The following is a 21,493-nucleotide window of genomic DNA, read 5'->3' on the forward strand; positions in this document are numbered from 1 at the left end:
TCTTCAGATTAATTAGTCTAATCGATACATCATAAGGAAAACTTTTGGGAAGTCTGTAATGAAGTTAATCATGCGCAGCGAGTTCGATGATTTACGTCTCAATGATAAGCACAGCTATGAATCGGATCGAAATGGCGATAAGCAAATAGTAAAAATATACTGTGATGACAAGCTGATAGCGAAAAAAGTGACCCACAAAAAGTCGATACGATATTTTGGCGTAAAAGAGTACCAAGATTACTTATCTGCAGATATAACGAGTTAAGCAATGAAAAAAGCCGCAGATGCAAAGATCTGCGGCTATTGAATGGGACGCTTTTATTCTTGTTATTTTATGATTGTTATTATTAGCGCTGTTGACCTGATATCAGCATACACTGCAGGTACTGACTCCCCCTAGACTGGGTAAATATTAATAATATATTTACCCAAATATTTTCTCTTAACAGTTGTCGTTAATTGATCAGCGACTTTATTAAGCCGATTTTACAACATCTTGATTGATCTGACCAAATATTGATTGGCCATCAGCATCAAACATCTCAATTTGGATGTTATCACCAAAGCACATAAATGGCGTGCTTGGTTTACCATGCTCAATCGTTTCAATCATACGGATTTCAGCAATACAGCTATAGCCGACACCACCTTCAGCTACTGGCTTACCTGGGCCACCATCCATTTTATTCGAAACTGTACCTGAGCCGATAATGGTACCTGCCGCTAACGGGCGTGTACGCGCCGCATGAGCAATTAACTGACCAAAGTGGAACGTCATATCAATGCCAGCATTAGGTTTACCAAATAACTCGTTGTTATAGCGAGAACATAATGGTAAATGCAGCACACCGTCTTTAAATGCATCACCTAACTGATCTGGCGTAACACAGACTGGGCTAAAGGCACTTGAAGGTTTTGATTGAAAGAAACCAAAGCCTTTGGCTAGCTCACCCGGAATTAGACCACGTAATGACACATCATTAACGATCATCACAAGTTTGATGTGCTCTAATGCTTGCTCTGCTGACACGCCCATCGGAACATCGTTGGTGATCACCGCAACTTCGGCTTCAAAATCAATCCCAAAACCATCATCTTGTGGCATAACAATGTTGTCACGAGGTGCTAAGAAACTGTCAGAACCACCTTGATACATTAACGGATCGGTCCAGAAGCTCTCTGGCATTTCCGCATTACGAGCTTTACGAACTAGCTCAACATGGTTTACGTACGCACTACCATCAGCCCATTGGTATGCTCTTGGCAAAGGTGATGCACATTCGGCTTGGTTAAAATCGACAGCCGTGACCTCGCCCGCTTCAAGCTGATTGAACAGTGCCTTTAACTGTGGCTCAACTGTGGCCCAGTTATCTAACGCATATTGCAAAGTTGGCGCAATAGCCTCCGCGGAAACCATTTTAGTAAGTGCATTATTAACGACGTGTAAGGCACCGTCGCGGCCTGCTTTAATAGTTGCTAATTTCATTATTATTTACCTGAAAACTCTTCACCATTGTGTAACCATGCTGCATGTTGTGGCGCTTTTTTAGTTTTCGCCCACTCTTCAAGCATGTCTACTGATACTCGTTTTAATTCTTCTAACATACCTGGTTTGGCTGTTTGTGCAGCCAACTCAATGCGATGACCATTAGGATCAAAAAAGTAAATTGATTTAAAGATAGTGTGATCAACTGGCCCTAATACTTCCAAGCCAGCATCTTCAAGGCGCTGCTTCGACGCCAGTAAGTCGTCCATTGATTCGACTTCAAAAGCAATATGCTGTACCCACTCAGGCGTATTATGGTCACGATCCATTTTGGGCGAATTTGGCAATTCAAAAAAGGCCAATACGTTACCCATGCCGGCATCTAAAAAGACATGCATGTATGGATCGGGCGCTTTCGTTGATGGCACTTCGTTTTCAGCTATCGCTAACTGAAAATCCATACCAAGTAGATCGCGATAGAACTCTACCGTTTCTTTAGCACAGTTACAGCGATAGGCGACATGATGAATACGCTTGATAGCCATAATAACCTCTTACGCGTTTTCCGCTTCTGTGCCAATCACACCGCGCTCTAATTGGTCGCGCTCAATCGACTCAAATAACGCTTTAAAGTTACCCTCGCCAAAACCATCGTCCTCTTTGCGTTGAATAAACTCAAAGAACACTGGGCCCAACAAGGTATCTGAGAAGATCTGTAACAATAAACGTGGTTGACCACCATCGGTGGTGCCATCTAGTAAAATACCGCGGCTTTGTAGTTCATCTACTGGCTCACCATGACCTGGCAAGCGTTCTTCTAACATATCGTAGTACGTACTAGGAGGTGCCGACATAAACTTGATGCCACGTGCTTTTAGCTTATCCCAGCAAGCAATAATATCATCACAAGCAAAGGCAATATGCTGGATACCTTCACCATTGTACTGCATTAAAAATTCTTCAATTTGACCACCGCCGCCAGCGGCTTCTTCATTTAACGGAATACGAATTTTACCGTCTGGTGCTGTCATCGCTTTTGATAATAAGCCGGTATATTCACCCTTAATATCGAAATAACGAATTTCGCGGAAGTTAAATAGATCTTCGTAGTACTTCGCCCAGTAGTCCATGCGACCACGGTATACGTTATGAGTTAAGTGATCTAATGTATGAAAACCACAACCCTCAGGATGGCGTTCAACACCTTCTAACCAGTCAAAATCGATATCATAGATGGTGTTACCTTCGCTGTAACGATCGATAAGGTATAGCGTTGCACCACCAATACCTTTAATTGCAGGTAAGCGTAACTCCATTGGTCCTGTTTCAACATGCACAGGTTGTGCACCTTTTTTCAGGCATTGCTCATAGGCAAAGGCGGCATCTTTTACACGAAACGCTAAGCCACATGCTGACGGACCATGCTCTTGAGAATAATAGTCGGCGTGACTTTTTTTCTCGTAGTTGGCGATAAAATTAATATCCCCTTGACGCCATAACTGCACATCTTTTGATTTGTGATTGGCTACGTGAGTAAAGCCCATACTGTCAAATACTGGCTCTAAAATACCTTTTGCAGGTGCAGTAAACTCTACAAATTCAAAACCATCTAGGCCCATAGGGTTTTCAAATAAGTCTGCCATCTTATGTCTCCAATTCTATCACCCTTATACCAAGGCTATTGAAATATGCGCCATAGGTGTTGAGGGGGTATATTATTATTCTTATAATAGTTACATATGAAACTATTTTAAACATTAGTCCCTAGTGACTCAATTCTGGATGCAATATGTTTAGCCAAGATAATGGCAGTTTATCTTTACAGGAATTTTTGCCTTACCGATTAAGCGTCCTTGCTAATCGCATGTCGCAGTCGTTAGCGACCAAATACCAGCGGCAATTTGGTATTAGTGTCGGTGAGTGGCGGATCATTGCTGTGCTCGGTGAAAAACTCACCGCCAGTGCTGTCGAAATCACTCAAATTATCGCCATGGATAAAGTGGCCGTATCTAGATCAGTAAAAAAACTCATTGAAAAACAGCTCATTAAAAAAACCACTTGTTCAAGTGACAGTCGCAAGAAGCTATTGGAAATGACGGATGATGGGCACGATTTATACCAACAATTACTGCCTATAGCACGACATCATCAGCAACTTGCTCTGCAAAATTTTAGCGAGCAAGAACGGCAAATGTTGGTAACATTGATTAGTAAGTTAGATCAAAGTGACGCTGTAATCGGTTATTAAATAAAAGCTATCGGAACGAATAGTTTACGCTATGAATCACGGTACAATAACCAACTCAGGTTAATTTACTTCGAACGTTAACCCTGGTTTAGCTTTTGTGCCTTGTTTAATTTTTGTTTTACAAACAATAAAGCGGTCGCTTGCGATATCATATTCATCAATCAGTTCTTCGATAAAATTATCGGCGCGCTCTTCGCCCAACTCCAATAGCTCGCTGTCATCCATATCATCTTGACGTACAACCACAGGGCAAACCGTCAAATTGAGCTTACGTCTGTCTTTCATCAAGTTACCTATTTGATCCACAAACTGCTTGTGACTGTCTTCGACATCGACCTCACCGATAGGGTAGCGTAAATCGGAAACCTTCATTTTAAATAAATCACCCGATGTCATTAACACAATATCGACTACCGCTGCGTACGGTATTAGCGATTGCAATAAGTAAGTTTTAGCCCCTTGTGCCAAGGCTTTACTAACTAACGCGGATATAATGCCAGATATACCAAAATCGGGATCGGTAACATCTCCCGATAGGTCAACATCAACTGAAAATACGCCATATTGATCGGACAATTGATTAATTACAGTATTGAGGGGCAGTGTGCTGCCGGAGGCTTTATCACTGCTCTTATCGGTACGAATGTCGATAGATTTGATTTGCGTATCCACCTGCCCTTTAATTTTATTTTTCACCACATTGATATCAAAGTCAGCATTAAGTAAACCTTGATTGATAACATAGCCGCTAGCCTTGGCAATATAGGGGGTGTAGCGTTTAAGATCTAGGCCTTTTAAATAACCTTTAGCTTGTGCATCCAACGTCTTTGAAAAGACATTCATTTTACCTGTGATATAGACCTCCGAGCGTTTGCCGACATCGCCTCGTAGCGCGACATTCACCCACTTATCTTTGCCATCGTTATTAACGCTATCCACTTTTAATTCTGCGATATTAAGTTGCTGTTTGACCATTGGCTCCATGGCGTAATCAAATGAAACAAGCTCGGTATCGCCCGTTAATACGATCTCATTAATATCAATTAAGTAGGGAGCACTATCATCTTGATTAGGTTCTGAACTTTGCTCCGAACTACTGACTTCAGTTGCCTCTTGGCTTGCCTCAACATGGTCTGCATCATCAGTAAAGAATGTTGGCATATTGGCAAATGACGTTTGCGCATTTTTATAAAAGACGATTTTTTCGATATTGCTGCGAATGCTGTCAATGTCAGCCGAGCGTTTATAAATACTCGCTTTACTGATCACAATATCTCGAAACTGCACCATCGGTTGCGCATCATCTTCACCAACTAACTCAATAGTTGGTATCGTTGTTAAATCAGCAAATGTCCCCGATCGTGCCTCAAACTTATCTGTAGCTAACCATAAATCGCTAGCTAAATCGCTACGTCCGTTAATAAGGCTAACATTCTCTACCGCAAGAATCAGTGCCTGTTGGCGCTCATCAAACCAACGCAATGCCGCCAGTTCGGCACTGTAATTGGCCTGCATTTCGGTTATTTTTTGCAAAGTCTGTTCTGATGCCTGTTGAGCTTGGTTAAGATTGGCTATGTTGAGCTTGAGCGCAGGTAGTTTCAGTGATCCTGAACCTAAGTCATAGATTTGTTGCTCGAGCTCCGCATGAACATTAGCTAACTCTAGATTGCTATTTGAGCTATCAATGTTAACGCCTTGAGGGCCATTAATGTCTGCCACTAACAATTGGCTTTTCAATTTTGCCGAGCCTAAGGTAAGTAGCTTTTGCGCAAATAGCGTATCGACATTAGTAAGCTCTATATTGCTATACTGGCCATTAATCGCAACGCTGGTTGCCCGCTCTTTTACAACATCAAGTGCTTGGCTTTTTATTTGAACAGCATCAAAGCGCAGGTAACTGGGCGTAGTATGTTGCTGTGCACTGGCTTCAGAAAGTGGTGCTAGTGATGCCGGTAGCTGACCATCAAAGTCATCCGCAAATAACGTTGTAGCCTGTGTTTTAATCGCAAAGTTACCATTACCGCTAACATCGGTTGTCAGTACATCGGACGTTAATTTGCCATTAGCAAGACTATATTGTTGCTTTGGTGAAACGAACTTGCCATTGTTGAGCGCTAACTCGTTCGCTAACGTGTTCACTTGCACTCCACTGTTGCTCGATTGCGACACCTTAAAGCGATTTCCACGATAACTGGCGCCCTTAAAAGTGACAGAGCTTACTGCCGATTTCGCTACAAAGTCTTGCAAGCGTATATCGGTTTTACGTCCGTTTATGGACAAACCGCTATTAACTCGATTAACAAAATCAATAGCATCACTCGATAACGATGCAGAGGCCATGGCTAACTGGTTTTGCTTGGCTTTACCGTCCATATTGGCGAGCACCATTTTGGTTTTCTTGGCGTCAATCGTCCACGTATTATCATCTGTTGCACTAACATCTAAAACGCTGCCAGTTATTGATAACGATGCCAAAGACAGCGATTGATCGAGCGCCTGCAGGTCTAACGCTTTGACTTGGACATTATTATTAGACGCAGCGATCGAGAGTGAGTCATTAACGATTGCGCTTATATCGAGAAGATTGCCAGAAATAGCTAACTCGCCTAATTTTAATGATTGTTTTGCAAGCTTTGCGCCCACATTCGTTAACGTCAGGTTAGGTTTCTTGCTCGTTACCGACATTGATCCACTTCTGGCAACGTTAATGTCCATAATATCACCGGTAGATGACAAGCCGCCAACCGACACCGTTTGCTGACTAACTTTGGCAACCAGATCACTCACTTCTAAGCGGTATTTATCACTGATCAAATGAGCGTTGTCATTGCCTGCCCATTCTAGCGTTACGCCAGGGACATCAAATGCAAACTTGGCGAAACGAAAACCGTGTTCGCGTAACGGTAAAATAGCCTCTTTGACATTGAGAGATGTTTTGCCAAAAACAAACTTACTGTATTCACTACGATAGCTACCTTTAACTGCGGTATTTAGTGCAATTTTGCCTGAAGCTTTGGGTAATTTTCGCTCAACAAAAACGGGCAAAGCTAATATTTCACCGATATCAAGGCGTGTTTCTAATTTAGATATATCCACGGTGGTGATTTGTGGCTCATAGTCGATAAAACCATCCATGTTAACGACGTTGTTATTGAGCGTTAGCTCAGCTTTTATCTGACTACTGAATGTGTCGCCGATTAACCGAGTATCAAGCAATTTAATTTGCTTCGCATGTAATTGGTTATTTTCTTCATCAATAACAACAATCGCTTCGTCTATATCCACATCGGCTAAAGTCAAATTAAGGGGCTTGCTGGGCTCTTGCTCATTTTCAGCGTGGTCCTGCTGTGCTGCGCTAAAGTCGACTTGTAATAAGTGATATAAATCAACTTTGGCTGATGTCGCTCGAAGCGAGTCGATAAGTTTAAGATCAGAAGAAATAAAACTGCGATTGAGATCGATAGTCGCATCGTCAATTGTGATTAGGTTGTGCTGTTCAGAATCGATCGTTAACTGTTTGACCTGTGCTTTCAAGGCATTGAGATCGAGATCGAGCTCAGAGAAGTTAATCGTTAAATTATAAACTTTTAACTGCTTGTTTGCTCCCCAACGAACAATATCATCGAACCGTAACCACACCAGTGCGACAATCAATAAAATTGCCACTAGCACCGTCAGCAGTGTGGTTTTCTTCGTCATGAATATGCAACAAAATTGCGAGCCGTACATCAAGTATAATGCATCAAGGGCTATTGCAATTGCCAAGGCAAAAGTTTCTTACAATAAATTTACAGCATGCCAAAAAGTTGCATATCGAGGTAAGCGAATACAGTTCAAAATGGGAGTGTTTAACGACTATTGCATATCGGGCAAGTGGGGTTTCGGCTCACTGAAAAACCATGAAATTGCATAGCAAAGCCATCAAATAACAACACTTTATTTAAATTATCGTGGTAGCCCAACAGTAAGCGTAATGCTTCAAGCGCCTGCAGGCTCCCCATAACACCAAGCAATGGCGCCATAACGCCCATACTTGAACAATTTAGTGCACTATTGTCGCCATCTGCATACAAGCATTGGTAACATGGTGACTCACTGTCGGCAAAATCAAAACTAAGTAAATGGCCACTGCCCTGGATTGCCGAAGCACTGACTAATTTCACTCGAGCATTGACGCATTGCTGATTAATGTATTGGCGTGTTTGTGGGTTGTCCGTGCAATCGAGGACGATATCAATGTGCTCAAGTAATGCTGCTAAGTTAATATCGAAGACTGACTCAGCTATCGCCTGTAATTGACAATGAGGGTTCATTGCTTCAAGGACATATTTGGCCGCTTCAACTTTATGCTCCCCTACATCGTCACTGGTATAAAGTACTTGTCGTTGCAAATTAGATAATTCGATAACATCGTGATCAACTAAGGTTAAACTGCCAATACCGGAACTCAGCAAATACTGCGCGGCCGGACAGCCCAAGCCCCCCATGCCGATAATAAGCACTCGACTGGATTTAAACTGCTGCTGGCCCTGTTCGCCTATTTGCGACATCATAATATGACGGCTATAACGCAGAAATTCTTGATCGGTTAATGTCACACAGACTCCTATTAAACGCCCTTGCAAAAACACTAAGCTAATGAATATTAATACTTTACTACAAAGCCAATAGTAAAGCACAAGTGCTACACCGATAAATCATCATTCTGCCATCACCGCTCACTATAATCTTGCCTATATTTATTACCTGTATAGCGAATAATTAAGGTAAACACATAATATGCAAGCGATAACTCTCAATACCTCTGTAGGACAATTGGCAGCTAATCTCTATTTACCAACCAGCAATATTGCGAAAAAGCCACCCGTCGTAATCATTACCGGCGCTTGGACTACGGTGAAAGAGCAGATGCCTGCGGTGTATGCTGTGGCATTTGCCGATAAAGGTTTTGCAGCATTAACGTTTGACTTTCGAGGTTGGGGGCAGTCTGACGATGCCGTCAAATACTTAGAAGATCCGCAGCGTAAAACGGAAGATATTCGTGCTGTCATTAAGGCTCTAGAACAGATTAGCGATATCGACCCAAGTAAAGTTTTCGGCCTTGGTATATGCGCATCAACCGGTTATATGCTTGATGCCGTAACAGATAACGATAAAGTGACTGCGGTCGCAGCGGTAGCGCCTTGGATACACAATAGCGACATCGCTAACCAAGTATATGGTGGCGAAAACCAGGTTAATGAACTTATAGAACTCGCTAACCAAGCGGCATTAAAAGGCGGTGTATTTATCGAAGCGGCGAGTATGGAAAATGATAAAGCACTGATGTACCAAGCACCTTATTATACCGAAACAAATCGAGGCTTAATCCCAGAGTATGATAACCAATTTAACGTCGCTTCATGGCTTCCGTGGTTAACATACGATGCGTTAAAAGGTGCTAAAAGCCAAGACAAATCAGTATTACTTGTGGCTTCAGAGGCAATGGCATTGCCAGATGGTGCTCGACAATATCTGTCACAATCTGGCGATAATGTATCTTCAGTCTGGCTTGATAATATTAGCCAGTTTGATTTTTACGATGTACCAAGCGTTGTAGAACGGGCGACTAGTGCGATTAGTAAACACTTTTGCTCATACACAAACAAAGCTAACGGAGTAAAATAAGCGCCTGATTATTTGGCGCTCTCAACTGGGTACATAGCTAACGCTGCTATAGATAATTATGAGAGATCGTAAGCGTTAACTTGTCAATTAACGTTGACTATACTCAACAAGCTCTCTACGCCCCCCGATAAACTTAGTCGCTAGTATTTTGTCATCCTTAATATCACTGATATAAGTGGTGTCTTTGTCTAATGCCGCCACTATTTTAAGTTCATGGTTAGTTAAATTGTAACGCCAGAAATTAGCATTTAGGTCAAGACCATAGATGTTGTCACCTATAGGTAACGCATAATCACCATCTAGTTTTTGATTAAGCATAGTGAGCGCCTGCTTTCCATCATTTGCCTGAAGCCAGAAGTTTCCTTGCTGATCTACGTAAACAATTTGATTGTTTTTGGTGTAGGTTGCCCACGAAACGTTTTGAATATTGAGGTCGGTTGTCTCACCTGTGTTAAGGTCAATATCAAATAATTGCTGTTTGCCTGCTTGGTTGTCTATAACGAGCAATTTATGTGGGATAGTCCACGGTAACACCAAGCGCGCCGCAACAGGCGACTCAACCATTTGATAACTGCCATCCAAATTGACTAAAGTGATTTGATTATTAACGTTCACCACTAAACTCTTACCACCCGGTGCCCAATCGTATCGCGTACTTTTGAGGCCTTGTTCGAACTTAGTTAATTGATAAGTTTTTTCATTATCTTTTATCCATAGTTGACGTTCTCCTGAACGAAAAGAAACAAACGCAATTAAATTACCGTCAGGCTGAAACTTAGCATTAATATCAGGGACAGTAGAGCGTGAAAAAATATCAAACTCAGCTTGCTCACCATCTAAGGTTAAGTAGCCAATATCAAAGTCTTTAGTACCATAGGTGACAGCAAACCTGGTTTGGTCTGGATGGTAACTCGGTGTCCATAATCCGGTGTGACTAACTGGATGCAGGAGATCTAACTGACCGTCTAAATTCAATCGATAGATCTTGCCTTCTATATCCGTAATGAAATGACTACCGTCTGGCGCAAATTTAATGAAAAATCGCTCATACACTGAATGGCTGGCATGACGTTTAATTTCCGCCTCACTTTTGACTTTACCTGATAGCGTTAAAGTTCTCACTACGTTCGAATTTTCGCTGCCTAGAGTGACCGTCGCCAAAAGGCCTGATTTACGCGAGTAGTCTAACGAGTAGATGCGCCCAGCATGTTCATGTGGTACTTGCGATATTTGATCGGAAACAGCATCGTAGATAACCAGCTCAGGTCGATTGCTCTCTAGGTCTGGGTATTGAAGTAAAGCGATACGTCCGTCATTTAACCACGTTGGGTGAGTCGTTTTTATTTCTGCACAGTCATAACGCAACTTATTGTTTGCGTTGCCGTTCCAAGCATGAGCAAAATCCAAGGTTTGTAATTGCCAGCACTGCTTGGTTTCTGTTGGTGCATCTGAGCAATTTGATTGCAGCACAAATGCTAATTGTGAGCCATCAGAAGACCAACTCAATTGACTATAGTGGCCAGGCTCGGTACTTAATCGTTGCTCTTGATTATTGTTCAGATCTTTTGCCCATAAATGACTTTCACACTGACCGACAAATCGATTAAAGACTAAGTATTTACCATCAGGAGAATAAGCAGCATTGTATTCTTGTTCATCACTTGCAGTAAGCGGTGTTACTTGATCATAAATAACGGGTTTAGATGGCCATAGAATAATAAGCGATAAAATAGCGATAGCAATACCAGCAAATAACAACCAGTTTTTGCCCTGCTTAGGTTGTTCAGATATTAACTGCGGGGCTTGCTTAATTTCATTATTATCCCAACGAACATTGGCTTCTAAACTGTATCCTTTTTTTGCGTGGGTTTTGATAAACGCTTGTTTTTTACTATCGTCACCAAATGCTTTTCTCAATTGAGCAATCGCTCTTTGTAACGTATTCGGGCCAACAACGCTGTTTTCCCAAACAATGTCCATAAGCTCATCATGACTCACCACTTCGCCAGCGCGTGAAGCTAAAACCTCTAACACTTTAAGTGCTTTTGGTGGAATAGGCGTAGCCTGTTGTTGATGCTCTATCTGGTTACGAGAAACATCAATAAAGTAGTTATTTACCCAAAACGTTTTGGTCATAAAAGAGATTACAGTTCTTATTCGTTATGCATCAAATCTTACCTCGCTCTTTGCCCCAAAATAAAGAAAAAACAAAGAAATCAGCTAAACGTCAGGTTTTTTTCATGTACGTCAGCTCGCATACAGGCAAGGTAGAGCAATAGTTATTCACTATGAAACCAAGTGACTAAGGAAAGAGAGAAAGACAATGAATTTACCTATCAAAAACCTAATGACAATAGCCTTATTGGCTAGTGTGAGTAGTATGGCTTCTGCTGATACTAAATTAACGGGCCCTTATTTAGGACAAAAAGCTCCGGGATTAACAGCTGAGATATTCGCACCAAATATCATCTCAACAAGAGGTTGGGAATATGGCGTCGTTTTCGCACCAAACATGAAAGAAATGTACATGGTTCGAGAAGTAAATGCAGACACTAAACCTGAACAACAATTTGTCGTTTATGAACAAGATGGTGATAACTGGAATGAACGCGTCATTTCAAAAAGAGTTGGCACACCGACTTTGTCACCGAATAACAAAATTATGTTTTTTGGCAGGGGTTACAAAGAAAGAACAACCGATGGTTGGTCAGAAATGAAGAGATTGGGGCCAGATTTTGAACCTTATCGTATTATGCGTGTAACTTCTTCTCTAAACGGCACCATAGCGTTTGATGAAGCTAGCAGTGACGGTAATGGGGTTTTGCGTTATTCAACTATGGAATACGGCAAGTTAAGTACACCTCAACCATTTCCAACGGTTATTAATACAGGTACGTGGAATGCACACCCTTTTATCGCACCTGATGAAAGCTATGTGATTTGGGACGGGCAAAGGGGTGAAGATACCCGTAATTCAGATCTTTTTATTAGTTTCAAAGAACTAGATGGCACATGGGGTGATGCGATTAAATTTGGTGATAACGTTAACACCTCAGAAAATGAGTTTGCAGCACAACTATCACCCGATGGAAAATACCTGTTCTTTAACCGTAATGGCGATGACCGCAATGTAGATACCTATTGGGTAGATGCCAAAGTGATTGAAGACCTAAAACCAGCTCACATTAAAAAATATCTAGCCAAACTAGGCCCATTGCCAACAGCAGTTCAGGCGTCAGGATCACTATGGGATATAGCACCTCTTGAGAAAGCTTTTACCAATACAGCGCCAACTTCGTCTGATAACAGCTTAATGGCAGGGCAGCTCCCTCTTTCAAAAGATAAGGCGTCAGCAATTATTAACCTAGCAAAAGAAATTGGCGAAGGTAAACATGGAAAATACGACAGTTTGTTAATTGCTAAGAATAATAAGCTTGTTTTTGAAAGCTACCATCAAAGAGGTCGCTTTGGGTTGGCTCATGGACAAGCTTCGGCAACGAAAGGATATACTAGCTTGATCGTTGGCCGTGCAATCCAATTGGGCTATTTATCCATGGCTGACTTACATAAACCGCTAATCAGCTTCTTAAAAGAATTAGACACTAGCAAGCTAGTCGCAGGCGCCGATAATATTACGCTTCATAAAGCACTAACGATGCAAGGTGGTTTAACAATTGATCGTGATAAATGGCAAGAAATTGAAAAAGCACCGGAGCAATTAGAAGGCCAAAAACTAGTGCAAAAGCTTTTACAAGAAAGCGCTCCAATCACTGAAGAAACACCGTCGTATAAATACGGTAACTTCAATCCTATACTTGTCATGTCAGTGATAGATGCCGTTGTTCCAGGCGGAGCAAAAGCATTTATCAAGTCTGAAATATTAGACAAATTGAACATTTCAAACTACAAATGGGACACTCACCTAAGTGGCTTACCTCAAGCTGGCTATAGAGTAGCCCTTACGTCACGAGACATGCTTAAACTAGGTAACATCGTTATTAACGAAGGAAAGTGGCAAGGAAAACAGTTTGTTTCACCTACTTACTTAAGTAAAGCAACAAGTAATATCATCAAGCCAACTGAAGACTGGATGCCTGATGAATACCGTTATGGTTACTACTGGTACAGTATGCCTGTAGTCGTTGAAGGTAAAACATTTGATCTTAATATCGCGTGGGGCGGTGGTGGAAACCGCGTAATAGTAGTTGAGGAGCTTGACTTAGTCATCGCTATTACTGGTCATGACAGAGAAGATACCATCATGAAACAAATTTCAGATGTCGTTATTCCAGCGTTTGTTAGTTAATAAAATTAACCAATTGAGCCTAAGAAGGGCAGTTTGTTGAACTCGCCCTTCTTTGCTGCTTATTACCCAAAAGCATCTAGGAAGTCTTTTCTATGTGGATTGAATCGACACTAATTTCCTAGACACCTCTTAGTTAGATTCTAAATAAAAGATGTCTACAGTGTTAGGGGAAGATCAATAGCAAAAGGCTTTGCTGGATTGATGTTTGACGTATTGAAGAAAGGTTTAAGAAACTAGACGAAGCTATAAAAAATTAAACTTGCTAAAAGCGAAGACCATCTTTAAGGCCTAACTTTCAATGAGTTAAGACTTCTTTCTTCTTAAGCGGTAGTGAGATTGTCTTCGATGCAATTTAAATTGTCTTCGTTTTAATTATAAAAAATTATTTAAACCACCTGTCCTGCGGCCCAGCCACTCGACCATGCCCATTGGAAATTGTAGCCTCCTAGCCAACCAGTAACCTCGGTGACTTCGCCAATAAAGTACAAGCCTGGTACTTTTTTACTTTCCATGGTTTTACTCGACAGTTCATCGGTGTTAACCCCGCCTAAGGTGACCTCAGCGGTACGATAACCCTCGGTACCATTGGGCTTAATTTGCCAATCGTGAAAGTAATCATGCAACGCTTGGCAATCGGCATTGGATAGTTGATTCAAGTTCTTGTCGGGTAACTCACCCGCGGCATACAAACGTTCAATTAGGCGCTTAGGCAACAAATGTGACAACGCTGTTTTTACCGCCCGCTGCGGTGACTCACTGCGTAATGTTTGTAATTTCTCGAATAAGTTATCATTAGGCAGTAAGTTAACACTTACAAACTGACCAGCTCTCCAAAAAGAAGATATTTGCAACACTGCTGGACCCGATAAGCCACGATGGGTAAAGAGGATATTTTCCCTAAAACTCACGCCGCTTTCGCTGGTTACTAAGCTGTCGACACTGATCCCAGATAAACCATCAAAGCGCTGTTTATCCGTATCGTGTAAGGTGAATGGCACCAAAGCCGCACAGGTTGGCAGCACGTTTAAGCCAAACTGCTCCGCTATTTTATAGCCAATAGGTGTTGCACCAAGCTTTGGCATCGTCAAACCGCCAGCAGCGACAACTAGCGATTGGCAGTGATAATCTTTGCCATTGGTTGTCACCACAAAGCCATCGTCAACTTTCGCAACCTTAACCACTTCGCTTTGCATCGCCAGCGATACACCTGCCCAATCACATTCGGTAGTAAGCATGTCAACAACATCATGCGCGCTGTTATCACAAAACAGCTGACCAAGTGTTTTATGATGATAGTCGATGCCATGTCGCTCCACCATATCGATAAAATCATATTGGGTGAAACGACTTAATGCCGATTTAACAAAATGGGGGTTTTGACAAAGATAATTGGCAGGACTTGCGCCTTGATTGGTAAAGTTACAACGCCCGCCACCACTAATGATTATTTTTCGGCCTGGTTTTTTGCCTATATCGACAACCACAACACTGCGCCCACGATAGCCGGCAGTGAGGGCGCACATTAAACCTGCTGCGCCCGCGCCAATGACCAAAACATCGGTTTTCTCTAGCGACATTGACGATTATGCACCTTCGGCTGGCGGCGCAACCGATGTCGGTGTCGCTTTTGCCATTTCAGCTAAGTCCTTATCAACAAAGAACAGCGCATGGCCGTCGTTACCTACTAATTCAATTTTATCGATAATTGATTTAAATAAGGTTTCTTCTTCGTGTTGCTCAGCAACAAACCACTGCAAAAAGTTAAAGGTAGAATAATCTTGAGTGGTAAATGCGGTATGTGCTAATTCGTTAATCTTTTCGGTGATCAAACATTCATGCTTATAGGTTTCTTTAAACACGTCGACCAACGACTCAAAGTCATGCTTTGGTGCGTCAATAGCGCCAATAATCGGCATCGCACCAGTTTCACTAACGTAATTAAATAAGCGATTCATATGTTGCATTTCTTCAATCGCATGGCCACGTAAAAACGCTGCTGCGCCTTCGAAACCGGCATCATCGCACCACGCACTCATTTGCAGGTACAAGTTTGAAGAGTAAAATTCTAGGTTAATTTGAGCATTCAATTGCTCGATCATTGCTGGTTTTAACATATTACTTCTCAACTTCTTTTATAAATTGGCAAGGACATTTTCTGCCGTGCTTACTTCAAATTGCTTCGGCTGCTCAACAAACAAGTGGCTGACAATACCGTTTTTAATTACCATAGCGTAACGTTGCGAGCGCAAGCCACCAAACCCAGCCGTCTCCATTTCAAGGCCAAGAGCCTTAGTATAACTTGCGTCACCATCGGCAAGCATCATTAAGTTTTCGGCATTGGTAGATTTACCCCAAGCATCCATAACAAACGCATCGTTCACCGATACACAGATAACCTGATCAACGCCTTTAGCGACAAGATCATCATAATGAACAACGAAACCCGGTAAATGCGCCGCAGAACAGGTTGGAGTAAACGCACCAGGGACCGCAAATAATACCGTTGTTTTATCTGCGAACAGCTGTTCAGCCTCGTGGTTTTTAACGCCTTCGGTGGTTAACTGGCTAAGTGTGCCGTTTGGCATTTTGTCGTTTACTTTAATCATAGAAATTTCCTGTTTGTCGAATGTTTCGCTGTAGTATTACGAAAAGTGACGCTAATTCTATCACTATTTCTCTTAATAACCTGAATTTTACGGCAATCTACTGGCACTATTGTAGCGTATTGGTATTGGCTCATCAGCCAATTAGCTAAAAACCGATAGTAAAGTAAAAGCGAATAATCTGCATTACTGATTCACCTATTCTGCATTCCCTGGGTAAATCTAGGTTATGACCTAGCACTCTACAACTCGCTAAAATCATGCTCTGCCAGTTGACTGCTGAATAGATCTTGTAAAATAGTAATATCATTGACGCGGGTATAATTCGGTCGGGTAATAAACGCTATGGTTCGGTGTGGTCCAGGTTCATCTAAGTGCAAGGCTTTCAGCTCTGACTCATCGTGCAGCAATTGCGATAAAGCCATTTGTGGTACTAATGTGGTACCAAGTTTACCGGCCACCATTTGGATTAAGGTGTACAAACTTGCTGACTCAAATTCCGCATTGGATTTAAAGTTTTGCAAATGACAAGCTGCTAACACATGATCTTTTAAACAATGGCCGTCTTTCAGCAACATTAATGTATCTTGGTTAAGCTGCTTGCTCGACACTTGATTACCTGAGATAAACTCGTCGTCTTTATGGGTCACCCAATAAAAATCTTCCTGCCAAAAGCTGAAACTCAATAACCCGTGAGTGTCATACGGCAATGCGAGAATGGCACTGTCTATATCGCCATTGCGGACCATATCAACCAACACATGCGACTGCTCTTCAACGATTTTCAGCTTTAAATCGGGATATAACTCTCGTACCGCAGGTAACACTTTCGGTAATAAATACGGGCCAATGGTTGGGATAACACCGAGGGTTAGCGGTACTGACAGCGGTGCCTTATTGATACTGCTTATTTGCGACAACTCATCCATTTGCAGTTTGATCATGCGCGCTTTGTCCAAAAACAAACGGCCTACTTCCGTCACTAAAACCTGCTTGTTATTGCGCTCAAAAATTTGCATACCTAAGTGCTTTTCTAATTCACTGATCGCGGTACTCAGCGCTGACTGAGATACATGGCACTGCACAGCCGCATTTTTGAAGTGACGTGTTTTGTCAACGGCCAAGGCATATTGAATTTGCTTGATTGAAATCATTAACGCACCCTAGTAATTCAATTTATCTGAACGTCATCATAAACACATTCAATTATACATATCAACCTATGCAATCTAATATTCACCTATCGAAACGAGGCAGTGCACGATTAACCGCTTTGCCTCTAATTATTAACTAATACATTAACGAAAGAAAAAGGAAAATAACCATGGCACAAATTGGTAAGCACATCCCTGAGTTCAAAGCACAAGCATTTCATAACGGTGACTTTGTTGAAGTAACAAGCGAGTCAGTAAAAGGTAAGTGGGGTATTTTCTTATTTTACCCAGCTGATTTTACTTTTGTTTGTCCTACTGAACTTGAAGACATGGCAAGCCACTACGAAGAATTACAACAGCTTGGTGTAGAGGTTTATGCGGTATCAACCGATACTCACTTCTCTCACAAGGCGTGGCACGATTCTTCAGATGCAATCGGTAAAATCAAATTCCCAATGTTAGGTGACCAAACAGGTACTATCACCCGTGGCTTTGACGTAATGATTGAAGAAGATCACATGGCGCATCGTGGCACATTTTTAGTTGACCCTGAGGGCATCATTCAAGTAGCGCAAATTCACGCAGGTGGTATTGGTCGCAGCGCTAAAGACATGGTTCGCAACGTTAAAGCCGCTCAATACGTACGTGAGAATGATGGCGAAGTATGTCCTGCAGCTTGGGAAAAAGGCGACGCAACGCTTACACCAAGCTTAGATCTAGTCGGCAAAATCTAAACCGTCGACGTTTTGACAGGTAGCTTTGCTGCCTCACTAAAAGGCGGGTTAGTCCCCACATCGACCCGCCTTGTTAACGCCCGGTGTAAACAACCAAAATAACAAAGGTATTCATATGTTATCTCAAGATATTCTTAATACGCTATCAACTTACACAGCCAAGATGGAAAATCCTGTGACATTGGTTTTACAAACCGGTGCACATCCAAAACGAGACGAATTAAAACAGTTTTTAACCGATCTATGCTCAGTATCTGATAACTTAGTATTGGTCGATAGTGATATAGGCTTGCGCAGCCCAATATCATTTGCCCTGCAAGTGAATGATCAACCTAACGGTATTATCTTTTCAGGTATTCCTGGAGGCCATGAATTCAACTCGCTTATTTTGGCCATTTTACAGTCTGCAGGGACGGCAATTAAGCTCGATGACAACATAGCGACACTTGTGAAAAAAGTCAGTCAGCCTCTACATTTCGAAGTATTTGTTAGCTTAAGCTGTCACAACTGTCCCGATGTAGTACAAGCACTAAATCAATTTGCGCTGCTAAACCCAAATATCAATTCGGAAATGATTGATGGCGGTTTATTTCAAGAAATAATTGACGCACGTAACATTCAAGGCGTGCCAAGTGTTTACTTAAACGGTGAACCATTTGCCAACGGTAAAATAGATACCGCGCAACTTATCGATAAATTGATTGCGCGCTTCCCTGATATTGTCAGCGCGCAAACAACAGCCGAGCTTCCAATCCAAGACGTAACCGTTATAGGTGGAGGTCCTGCTGGTGTGGCTGCAGCGATATATGCGGCGCGCAAAGGTTTACAGGTCACAATGATTGCAGATCGGTTTGGCGGTCAAGTGAAAGACACCGTCGATATCGAAAACTTAATATCGGTCAACAAAACAACAGGCAGTCAATTGTCTGCGAACATGTCGCAGCACATGCAAGATTACGACATTACTCTAAAGCAACACGTGCGTGTTGAACGCATTGCCCATGGTGATCATAAGCTGAAAACCTTGCAATTATCCTCAGGTGAGATGATCAATAGCAAAACCATCATCGTTGCCACCGGAGCCAAGTGGCGTGAACTTGGCGTACCAGGCGAAAAAGAAAATGTCGGTTCGGGCGTTGCTTATTGCCCACATTGTGATGGCCCATTCTTTAAGGGCAAAGACGTTGCAGTTATTGGCGGTGGTAACTCAGGTATTGAAGCAGCTCTAGATTTAGCTGGCATGGTCAACAAGGTGACTGTTCTAGAGTTTATGGATGAATTTAAAGCGGATAAGGTATTACTTGATAAAGCCAAATCAAACAGCAAAATCACCTTAATTAATAACGTCGCAACCGAACAAATCATCGCAACAAACGGCAAAGTAAGCGCGCTAGCATACCGAGATCGCAACAGCGAACAGCGTCAACAAATTGACTTAGCCGGTGTGTTTGTGCAGATTGGTCTAGCACCAAACAGCAGTTTTTTACAAAACATGGTTGAGTCAACGCAATATGGTGAAATCATTATCGATGAAAAGTGTCGAACATCTGAGCCGGGTATTTTTGCTGCCGGCGATGTCACCACAGTACCATACAAGCAAATTGTTGTTGCCATGGGCGAGGGATCAAAAGCTGCGTTATCGGCATTTGATTACCTAATCAAAGAATTCTAACAACGATTGATTGTAAAAAGGGGCCTCCTACAGTGCCCCTTTTTATTGCCTCGATGTAAATAACGATACGACTACCGACTTAAACCCGCTATTGCTTGGGAATACCTTGGTTGACGTAAATGTCGAAACGATTTTTTTTCATCTTTATCGATGTTGACGGTGCTCGGTTAGCAAGAGGCTCGGCATAATTAGGACGCTTAACCACAACTCGATACTTGGCGATTGCTAGCGCTTTATCGAGTAATTCATCCGCATCAGGATCACTGCCAACTAACCCCTGAAACACACGCATTTCTTTTTTCACGGCGGCGGATTTTTCCCGATGAGGGTACATAGGATCTAAATAAACAACATCAATATCGTCTAGAGTTGGCATGGCCTCTAAACTTGAGGCATTAATCAAACGCATCCGCTCGCTAATCCACTGGCCTATTTCATTATCTTGCTGCGCTCGCTGTAAACCATCATCAAGCAACGCTGCCACTGGGCGTTGACGCTCAATCATGGTTACCTTACAACCGAGGTTAGCCAGAACAAAAGCGTCACGACCAAGACCCGCGGTGGCGTCAAGTACATGCGGGTTAAAACCATGCTTTAAGCCGATAGCTTTAGCAATGTCTTGACCCCGTCCACCACCAAATTTGCGGCGATGGCCAACGGCTCCACCGACAAAGTCGACATTGATGCCACCAAGCTTAGGTTCATCGGTTTTATATAAACTCACATCATCATCACGAACCAACAAATAATATGGGCTGTTAACTTTGTTGATATCACGCAATTCACCACCGTAGGGCAATTGCCATTTATCAGCAACGTCCTCCGCCGCCATCACATTGGCGAGGTTATCGGCAAAAACAACGCAGTGTAAAGATTGATTCATTATTAAGTTTCCATCACCAAGTAGTTGTCACCGGTACTTAGGGCAATTAAGCGCGATATTTGCGCTAAACTATAGCCACTTTGTTGTTGCCATTCATTAAAACATTGTTGAATAGTATTGAGGCTCGCTTTAGACGTTAGGCCACCAGAAATAAGATCTTGGGCGCGGAAATATGCTTCAACATCTCGACTCAGTAAAAAGGTATCCTTACCCAATGCACGCAAAGCATATGGGCCCGTATTACCACCTAAACGTTGGCCATGCTTTTTTAAATACGCCCACAAGCCGATAATATCAGTCTCCGGCCAATCGGCAATAAATTGAGCAAAACAGCCCTGCTCGACTTGCGTCTCAAAAATCATTTGCGCGTTAGCTTTAATGGTTTGTACTTTTTTAAAGTTGCGAATAATGCGCGGATCCGCGGCGCGTTGCTCAAGCATCTCGTCGGGCATCATCAATATCTTTTCAACATTAAAGTTGAAAAACAACTGCTCGAAATCAGCCCACTTATTTTCAACAACACGCCAAACAAAGCCAGACTGGAAAACTTTCTTGGTAAACTCCGCCAAAAACCTGTCACTACCAAGTCCGGCTAATTGCTTGTTATTATCCGCTAGCGGTGCATATGGCTGCATCAATAGCTGTAATTGCTGCTCGCCACCTTTACGCTCCATAGCCCTTTGATAAATAGCGCTGATTTTTTCCATAACAAACTTCTCTAAACAAAATGGGCGCCACTT

Annotated in this window: 18 protein-coding genes; 6 read left to right on the plus strand and 12 right to left on the minus strand. The window is 42.3% G+C overall.

The features are described 5' to 3' along the window. Positions 1 to 58 precede the first annotated feature (58 nt). Entirely contained in the window at positions 59 to 265 is a 207-nt protein-coding gene (locus ACAX20_RS14470; RefSeq protein WP_371187332.1) for a hypothetical protein, read from the plus strand. A 210-nt stretch (positions 266 to 475) separates the two neighbouring features. Here ACAX20_RS14470 and ACAX20_RS14475 read toward each other — a convergent pair whose 3' ends face one another. The 3 genes from ACAX20_RS14475 to hppD are packed head-to-tail and all read right to left on the minus strand — an operon-like array spanning position 476 to position 3,129. Next, positions 476 to 1,486, minus strand: coding sequence for a fumarylacetoacetate hydrolase family protein (locus ACAX20_RS14475; RefSeq protein WP_371187333.1), 1,011 nt, complete (start codon positions 1,484 to 1,486; stop codon positions 476 to 478). Positions 1,487 to 1,488: 2 nt separating this feature from the next. Next, positions 1,489 to 2,034 (minus strand): VOC family protein, encoded by a 546-nt coding sequence (locus tag ACAX20_RS14480; protein ID WP_371189671.1) that lies wholly within the window; start codon positions 2,032 to 2,034, stop codon positions 1,489 to 1,491. Positions 2,035 to 2,040: 6 nt separating this feature from the next. Beyond that, a complete protein-coding gene (gene hppD / locus ACAX20_RS14485) occupies positions 2,041 to 3,129 on the minus strand; it encodes a 4-hydroxyphenylpyruvate dioxygenase (RefSeq protein WP_371187334.1) in 1,089 nt (362 codons plus the stop codon). A gap of 146 nt (positions 3,130 to 3,275) precedes the next feature. Between hppD and ACAX20_RS14490 the strand changes: the two genes are divergently transcribed. Continuing rightward, complete coding sequence (locus ACAX20_RS14490; protein WP_371187335.1) at positions 3,276 to 3,734, plus strand: MarR family winged helix-turn-helix transcriptional regulator; 459 nt, start codon at positions 3,276 to 3,278, stop codon at positions 3,732 to 3,734. 60 nt (positions 3,735 to 3,794) lie between these two features. Here the strand turns inward: ACAX20_RS14490 and ACAX20_RS14495 are convergent, their stop codons facing one another. After that, positions 3,795 to 7,433 (minus strand): DUF748 domain-containing protein, encoded by a 3,639-nt coding sequence (locus ACAX20_RS14495; RefSeq protein WP_371187337.1) that lies wholly within the window; start codon positions 7,431 to 7,433, stop codon positions 3,795 to 3,797. 149 nt (positions 7,434 to 7,582) lie between these two features. Beyond that, complete coding sequence (locus ACAX20_RS14500) at positions 7,583 to 8,332, minus strand: ThiF family adenylyltransferase (RefSeq protein WP_371187339.1); 750 nt, start codon at positions 8,330 to 8,332, stop codon at positions 7,583 to 7,585. A gap of 181 nt (positions 8,333 to 8,513) precedes the next feature. Between ACAX20_RS14500 and ACAX20_RS14505 the strand changes: the two genes are divergently transcribed. After that, positions 8,514 to 9,401 (plus strand): alpha/beta hydrolase, encoded by an 888-nt coding sequence (locus ACAX20_RS14505; RefSeq protein ID WP_371187341.1) that lies wholly within the window; start codon positions 8,514 to 8,516, stop codon positions 9,399 to 9,401. A gap of 87 nt (positions 9,402 to 9,488) precedes the next feature. Here ACAX20_RS14505 and ACAX20_RS14510 read toward each other — a convergent pair whose 3' ends face one another. Further along, positions 9,489 to 11,537 carry a winged helix-turn-helix domain-containing protein gene (locus ACAX20_RS14510; protein WP_371187343.1) on the minus strand — a complete coding sequence of 683 codons (2,049 nt, stop codon included), beginning with the start codon at positions 11,535 to 11,537 and terminating at the stop codon, positions 9,489 to 9,491. Between the two features lie 187 nt (positions 11,538 to 11,724). Here ACAX20_RS14510 and ACAX20_RS14515 point away from each other — a divergent pair, with 187 nt between their 5' ends. Then, on the plus strand, positions 11,725 to 13,707 hold the full coding sequence (locus ACAX20_RS14515; RefSeq protein ID WP_371187345.1) for a serine hydrolase: 1,983 nt from the start codon (positions 11,725 to 11,727) through the stop codon (positions 13,705 to 13,707). A 386-nt stretch (positions 13,708 to 14,093) separates the two neighbouring features. Here ACAX20_RS14515 and ACAX20_RS14520 read toward each other — a convergent pair whose 3' ends face one another. From ACAX20_RS14520 to ACAX20_RS14535, 4 genes are all read right to left on the minus strand, one after another. Beyond that, positions 14,094 to 15,284, minus strand: a complete 1,191-nt coding sequence (locus ACAX20_RS14520) for an NAD(P)/FAD-dependent oxidoreductase (RefSeq protein ID WP_371187347.1) — start codon at positions 15,282 to 15,284, stop codon at positions 14,094 to 14,096. Positions 15,285 to 15,290: 6 nt separating this feature from the next. Next, positions 15,291 to 15,821, minus strand: coding sequence for a non-heme ferritin (ftnA, locus tag ACAX20_RS14525; RefSeq protein WP_371187349.1), 531 nt, complete (start codon positions 15,819 to 15,821; stop codon positions 15,291 to 15,293). Between the two features lie 18 nt (positions 15,822 to 15,839). Beyond that, a complete protein-coding gene (locus tag ACAX20_RS14530) occupies positions 15,840 to 16,313 on the minus strand; it encodes a peroxiredoxin (protein ID WP_371187351.1) in 474 nt (157 codons plus the stop codon). A 239-nt stretch (positions 16,314 to 16,552) separates the two neighbouring features. After that, the gene (locus ACAX20_RS14535) at positions 16,553 to 17,464 is read right to left on the minus strand and encodes a LysR substrate-binding domain-containing protein (RefSeq protein WP_371187353.1); all 912 of its coding nucleotides are present in this window, start codon (positions 17,462 to 17,464) and stop codon (positions 16,553 to 16,555) included. Positions 17,465 to 17,634: 170 nt separating this feature from the next. Here ACAX20_RS14535 and ahpC point away from each other — a divergent pair, with 170 nt between their 5' ends. Then, complete coding sequence (gene ahpC / locus ACAX20_RS14540; RefSeq protein WP_371187355.1) at positions 17,635 to 18,198, plus strand: alkyl hydroperoxide reductase subunit C; 564 nt, start codon at positions 17,635 to 17,637, stop codon at positions 18,196 to 18,198. Positions 18,199 to 18,313: 115 nt separating this feature from the next. Beyond that, on the plus strand, positions 18,314 to 19,870 hold the full coding sequence (gene ahpF / locus ACAX20_RS14545) for an alkyl hydroperoxide reductase subunit F (RefSeq protein ID WP_371187357.1): 1,557 nt from the start codon (positions 18,314 to 18,316) through the stop codon (positions 19,868 to 19,870). 88 nt (positions 19,871 to 19,958) lie between these two features. On the opposite strand, the gene ACAX20_RS14550 is transcribed toward ahpF, so the two are convergent. Both ACAX20_RS14550 and ACAX20_RS14555 read right to left on the minus strand, forming a co-directional pair. Then, positions 19,959 to 20,702: a class I SAM-dependent methyltransferase gene (locus ACAX20_RS14550; protein ID WP_371189672.1), complete on the minus strand. Its 744-nt coding sequence runs from the start codon at positions 20,700 to 20,702 to the stop codon at positions 19,959 to 19,961. Between the two features lie 53 nt (positions 20,703 to 20,755). Continuing rightward, the gene (locus ACAX20_RS14555; protein WP_371187359.1) at positions 20,756 to 21,460 is read right to left on the minus strand and encodes a DNA-3-methyladenine glycosylase I; all 705 of its coding nucleotides are present in this window, start codon (positions 21,458 to 21,460) and stop codon (positions 20,756 to 20,758) included. Positions 21,461 to 21,493: the final 33 nt, after the last annotated feature.

Source organism: Thalassotalea sp. Sam97, from assembly GCF_041379765.1.
GTDB lineage: Bacteria > Pseudomonadota > Gammaproteobacteria > Enterobacterales > Alteromonadaceae > Thalassotalea_A > Thalassotalea_A maritima.

Bases quoted from the DNA above. Each gene is read 5' to 3' on its own strand.
- ACAX20_RS14470 (WP_371187332.1), top strand. From the start codon at position 59: ATGAAGTTAATCATGCGCAGCGAGTTCGATGATTTACGTCTCAATGAT.
- ACAX20_RS14475 (WP_371187333.1), bottom strand. From the start codon at position 1,486: ATGAAATTAGCAACTATTAAAGCAGGCCGCGACGGTGCCTTACACGTC.
- hppD (WP_371187334.1), bottom strand. From the start codon at position 3,129: ATGGCAGACTTATTTGAAAACCCTATGGGCCTAGATGGTTTTGAATTT.
- ACAX20_RS14490 (WP_371187335.1), top strand. From the start codon at position 3,276: ATGTTTAGCCAAGATAATGGCAGTTTATCTTTACAGGAATTTTTGCCT.
- ACAX20_RS14495 (WP_371187337.1), bottom strand. From the start codon at position 7,433: ATGACGAAGAAAACCACACTGCTGACGGTGCTAGTGGCAATTTTATTG.
- ACAX20_RS14505 (WP_371187341.1), top strand. From the start codon at position 8,514: ATGCAAGCGATAACTCTCAATACCTCTGTAGGACAATTGGCAGCTAAT.
- ACAX20_RS14510 (WP_371187343.1), bottom strand. From the start codon at position 11,537: ATGACCAAAACGTTTTGGGTAAATAACTACTTTATTGATGTTTCTCGT.
- ACAX20_RS14515 (WP_371187345.1), top strand. From the start codon at position 11,725: ATGAATTTACCTATCAAAAACCTAATGACAATAGCCTTATTGGCTAGT.
- ACAX20_RS14520 (WP_371187347.1), bottom strand. From the start codon at position 15,284: ATGTCGCTAGAGAAAACCGATGTTTTGGTCATTGGCGCGGGCGCAGCA.
- ftnA (WP_371187349.1), bottom strand. From the start codon at position 15,821: ATGTTAAAACCAGCAATGATCGAGCAATTGAATGCTCAAATTAACCTA.
- ACAX20_RS14530 (WP_371187351.1), bottom strand. From the start codon at position 16,313: ATGATTAAAGTAAACGACAAAATGCCAAACGGCACACTTAGCCAGTTA.
- ACAX20_RS14535 (WP_371187353.1), bottom strand. From the start codon at position 17,464: ATGATTTCAATCAAGCAAATTCAATATGCCTTGGCCGTTGACAAAACA.
- ahpC (WP_371187355.1), top strand. From the start codon at position 17,635: ATGGCACAAATTGGTAAGCACATCCCTGAGTTCAAAGCACAAGCATTT.
- ahpF (WP_371187357.1), top strand. From the start codon at position 18,314: ATGTTATCTCAAGATATTCTTAATACGCTATCAACTTACACAGCCAAG.
- ACAX20_RS14550 (WP_371189672.1), bottom strand. From the start codon at position 20,702: ATGGCGGCGGAGGACGTTGCTGATAAATGGCAATTGCCCTACGGTGGT.
- ACAX20_RS14555 (WP_371187359.1), bottom strand. From the start codon at position 21,460: ATGGAAAAAATCAGCGCTATTTATCAAAGGGCTATGGAGCGTAAAGGT.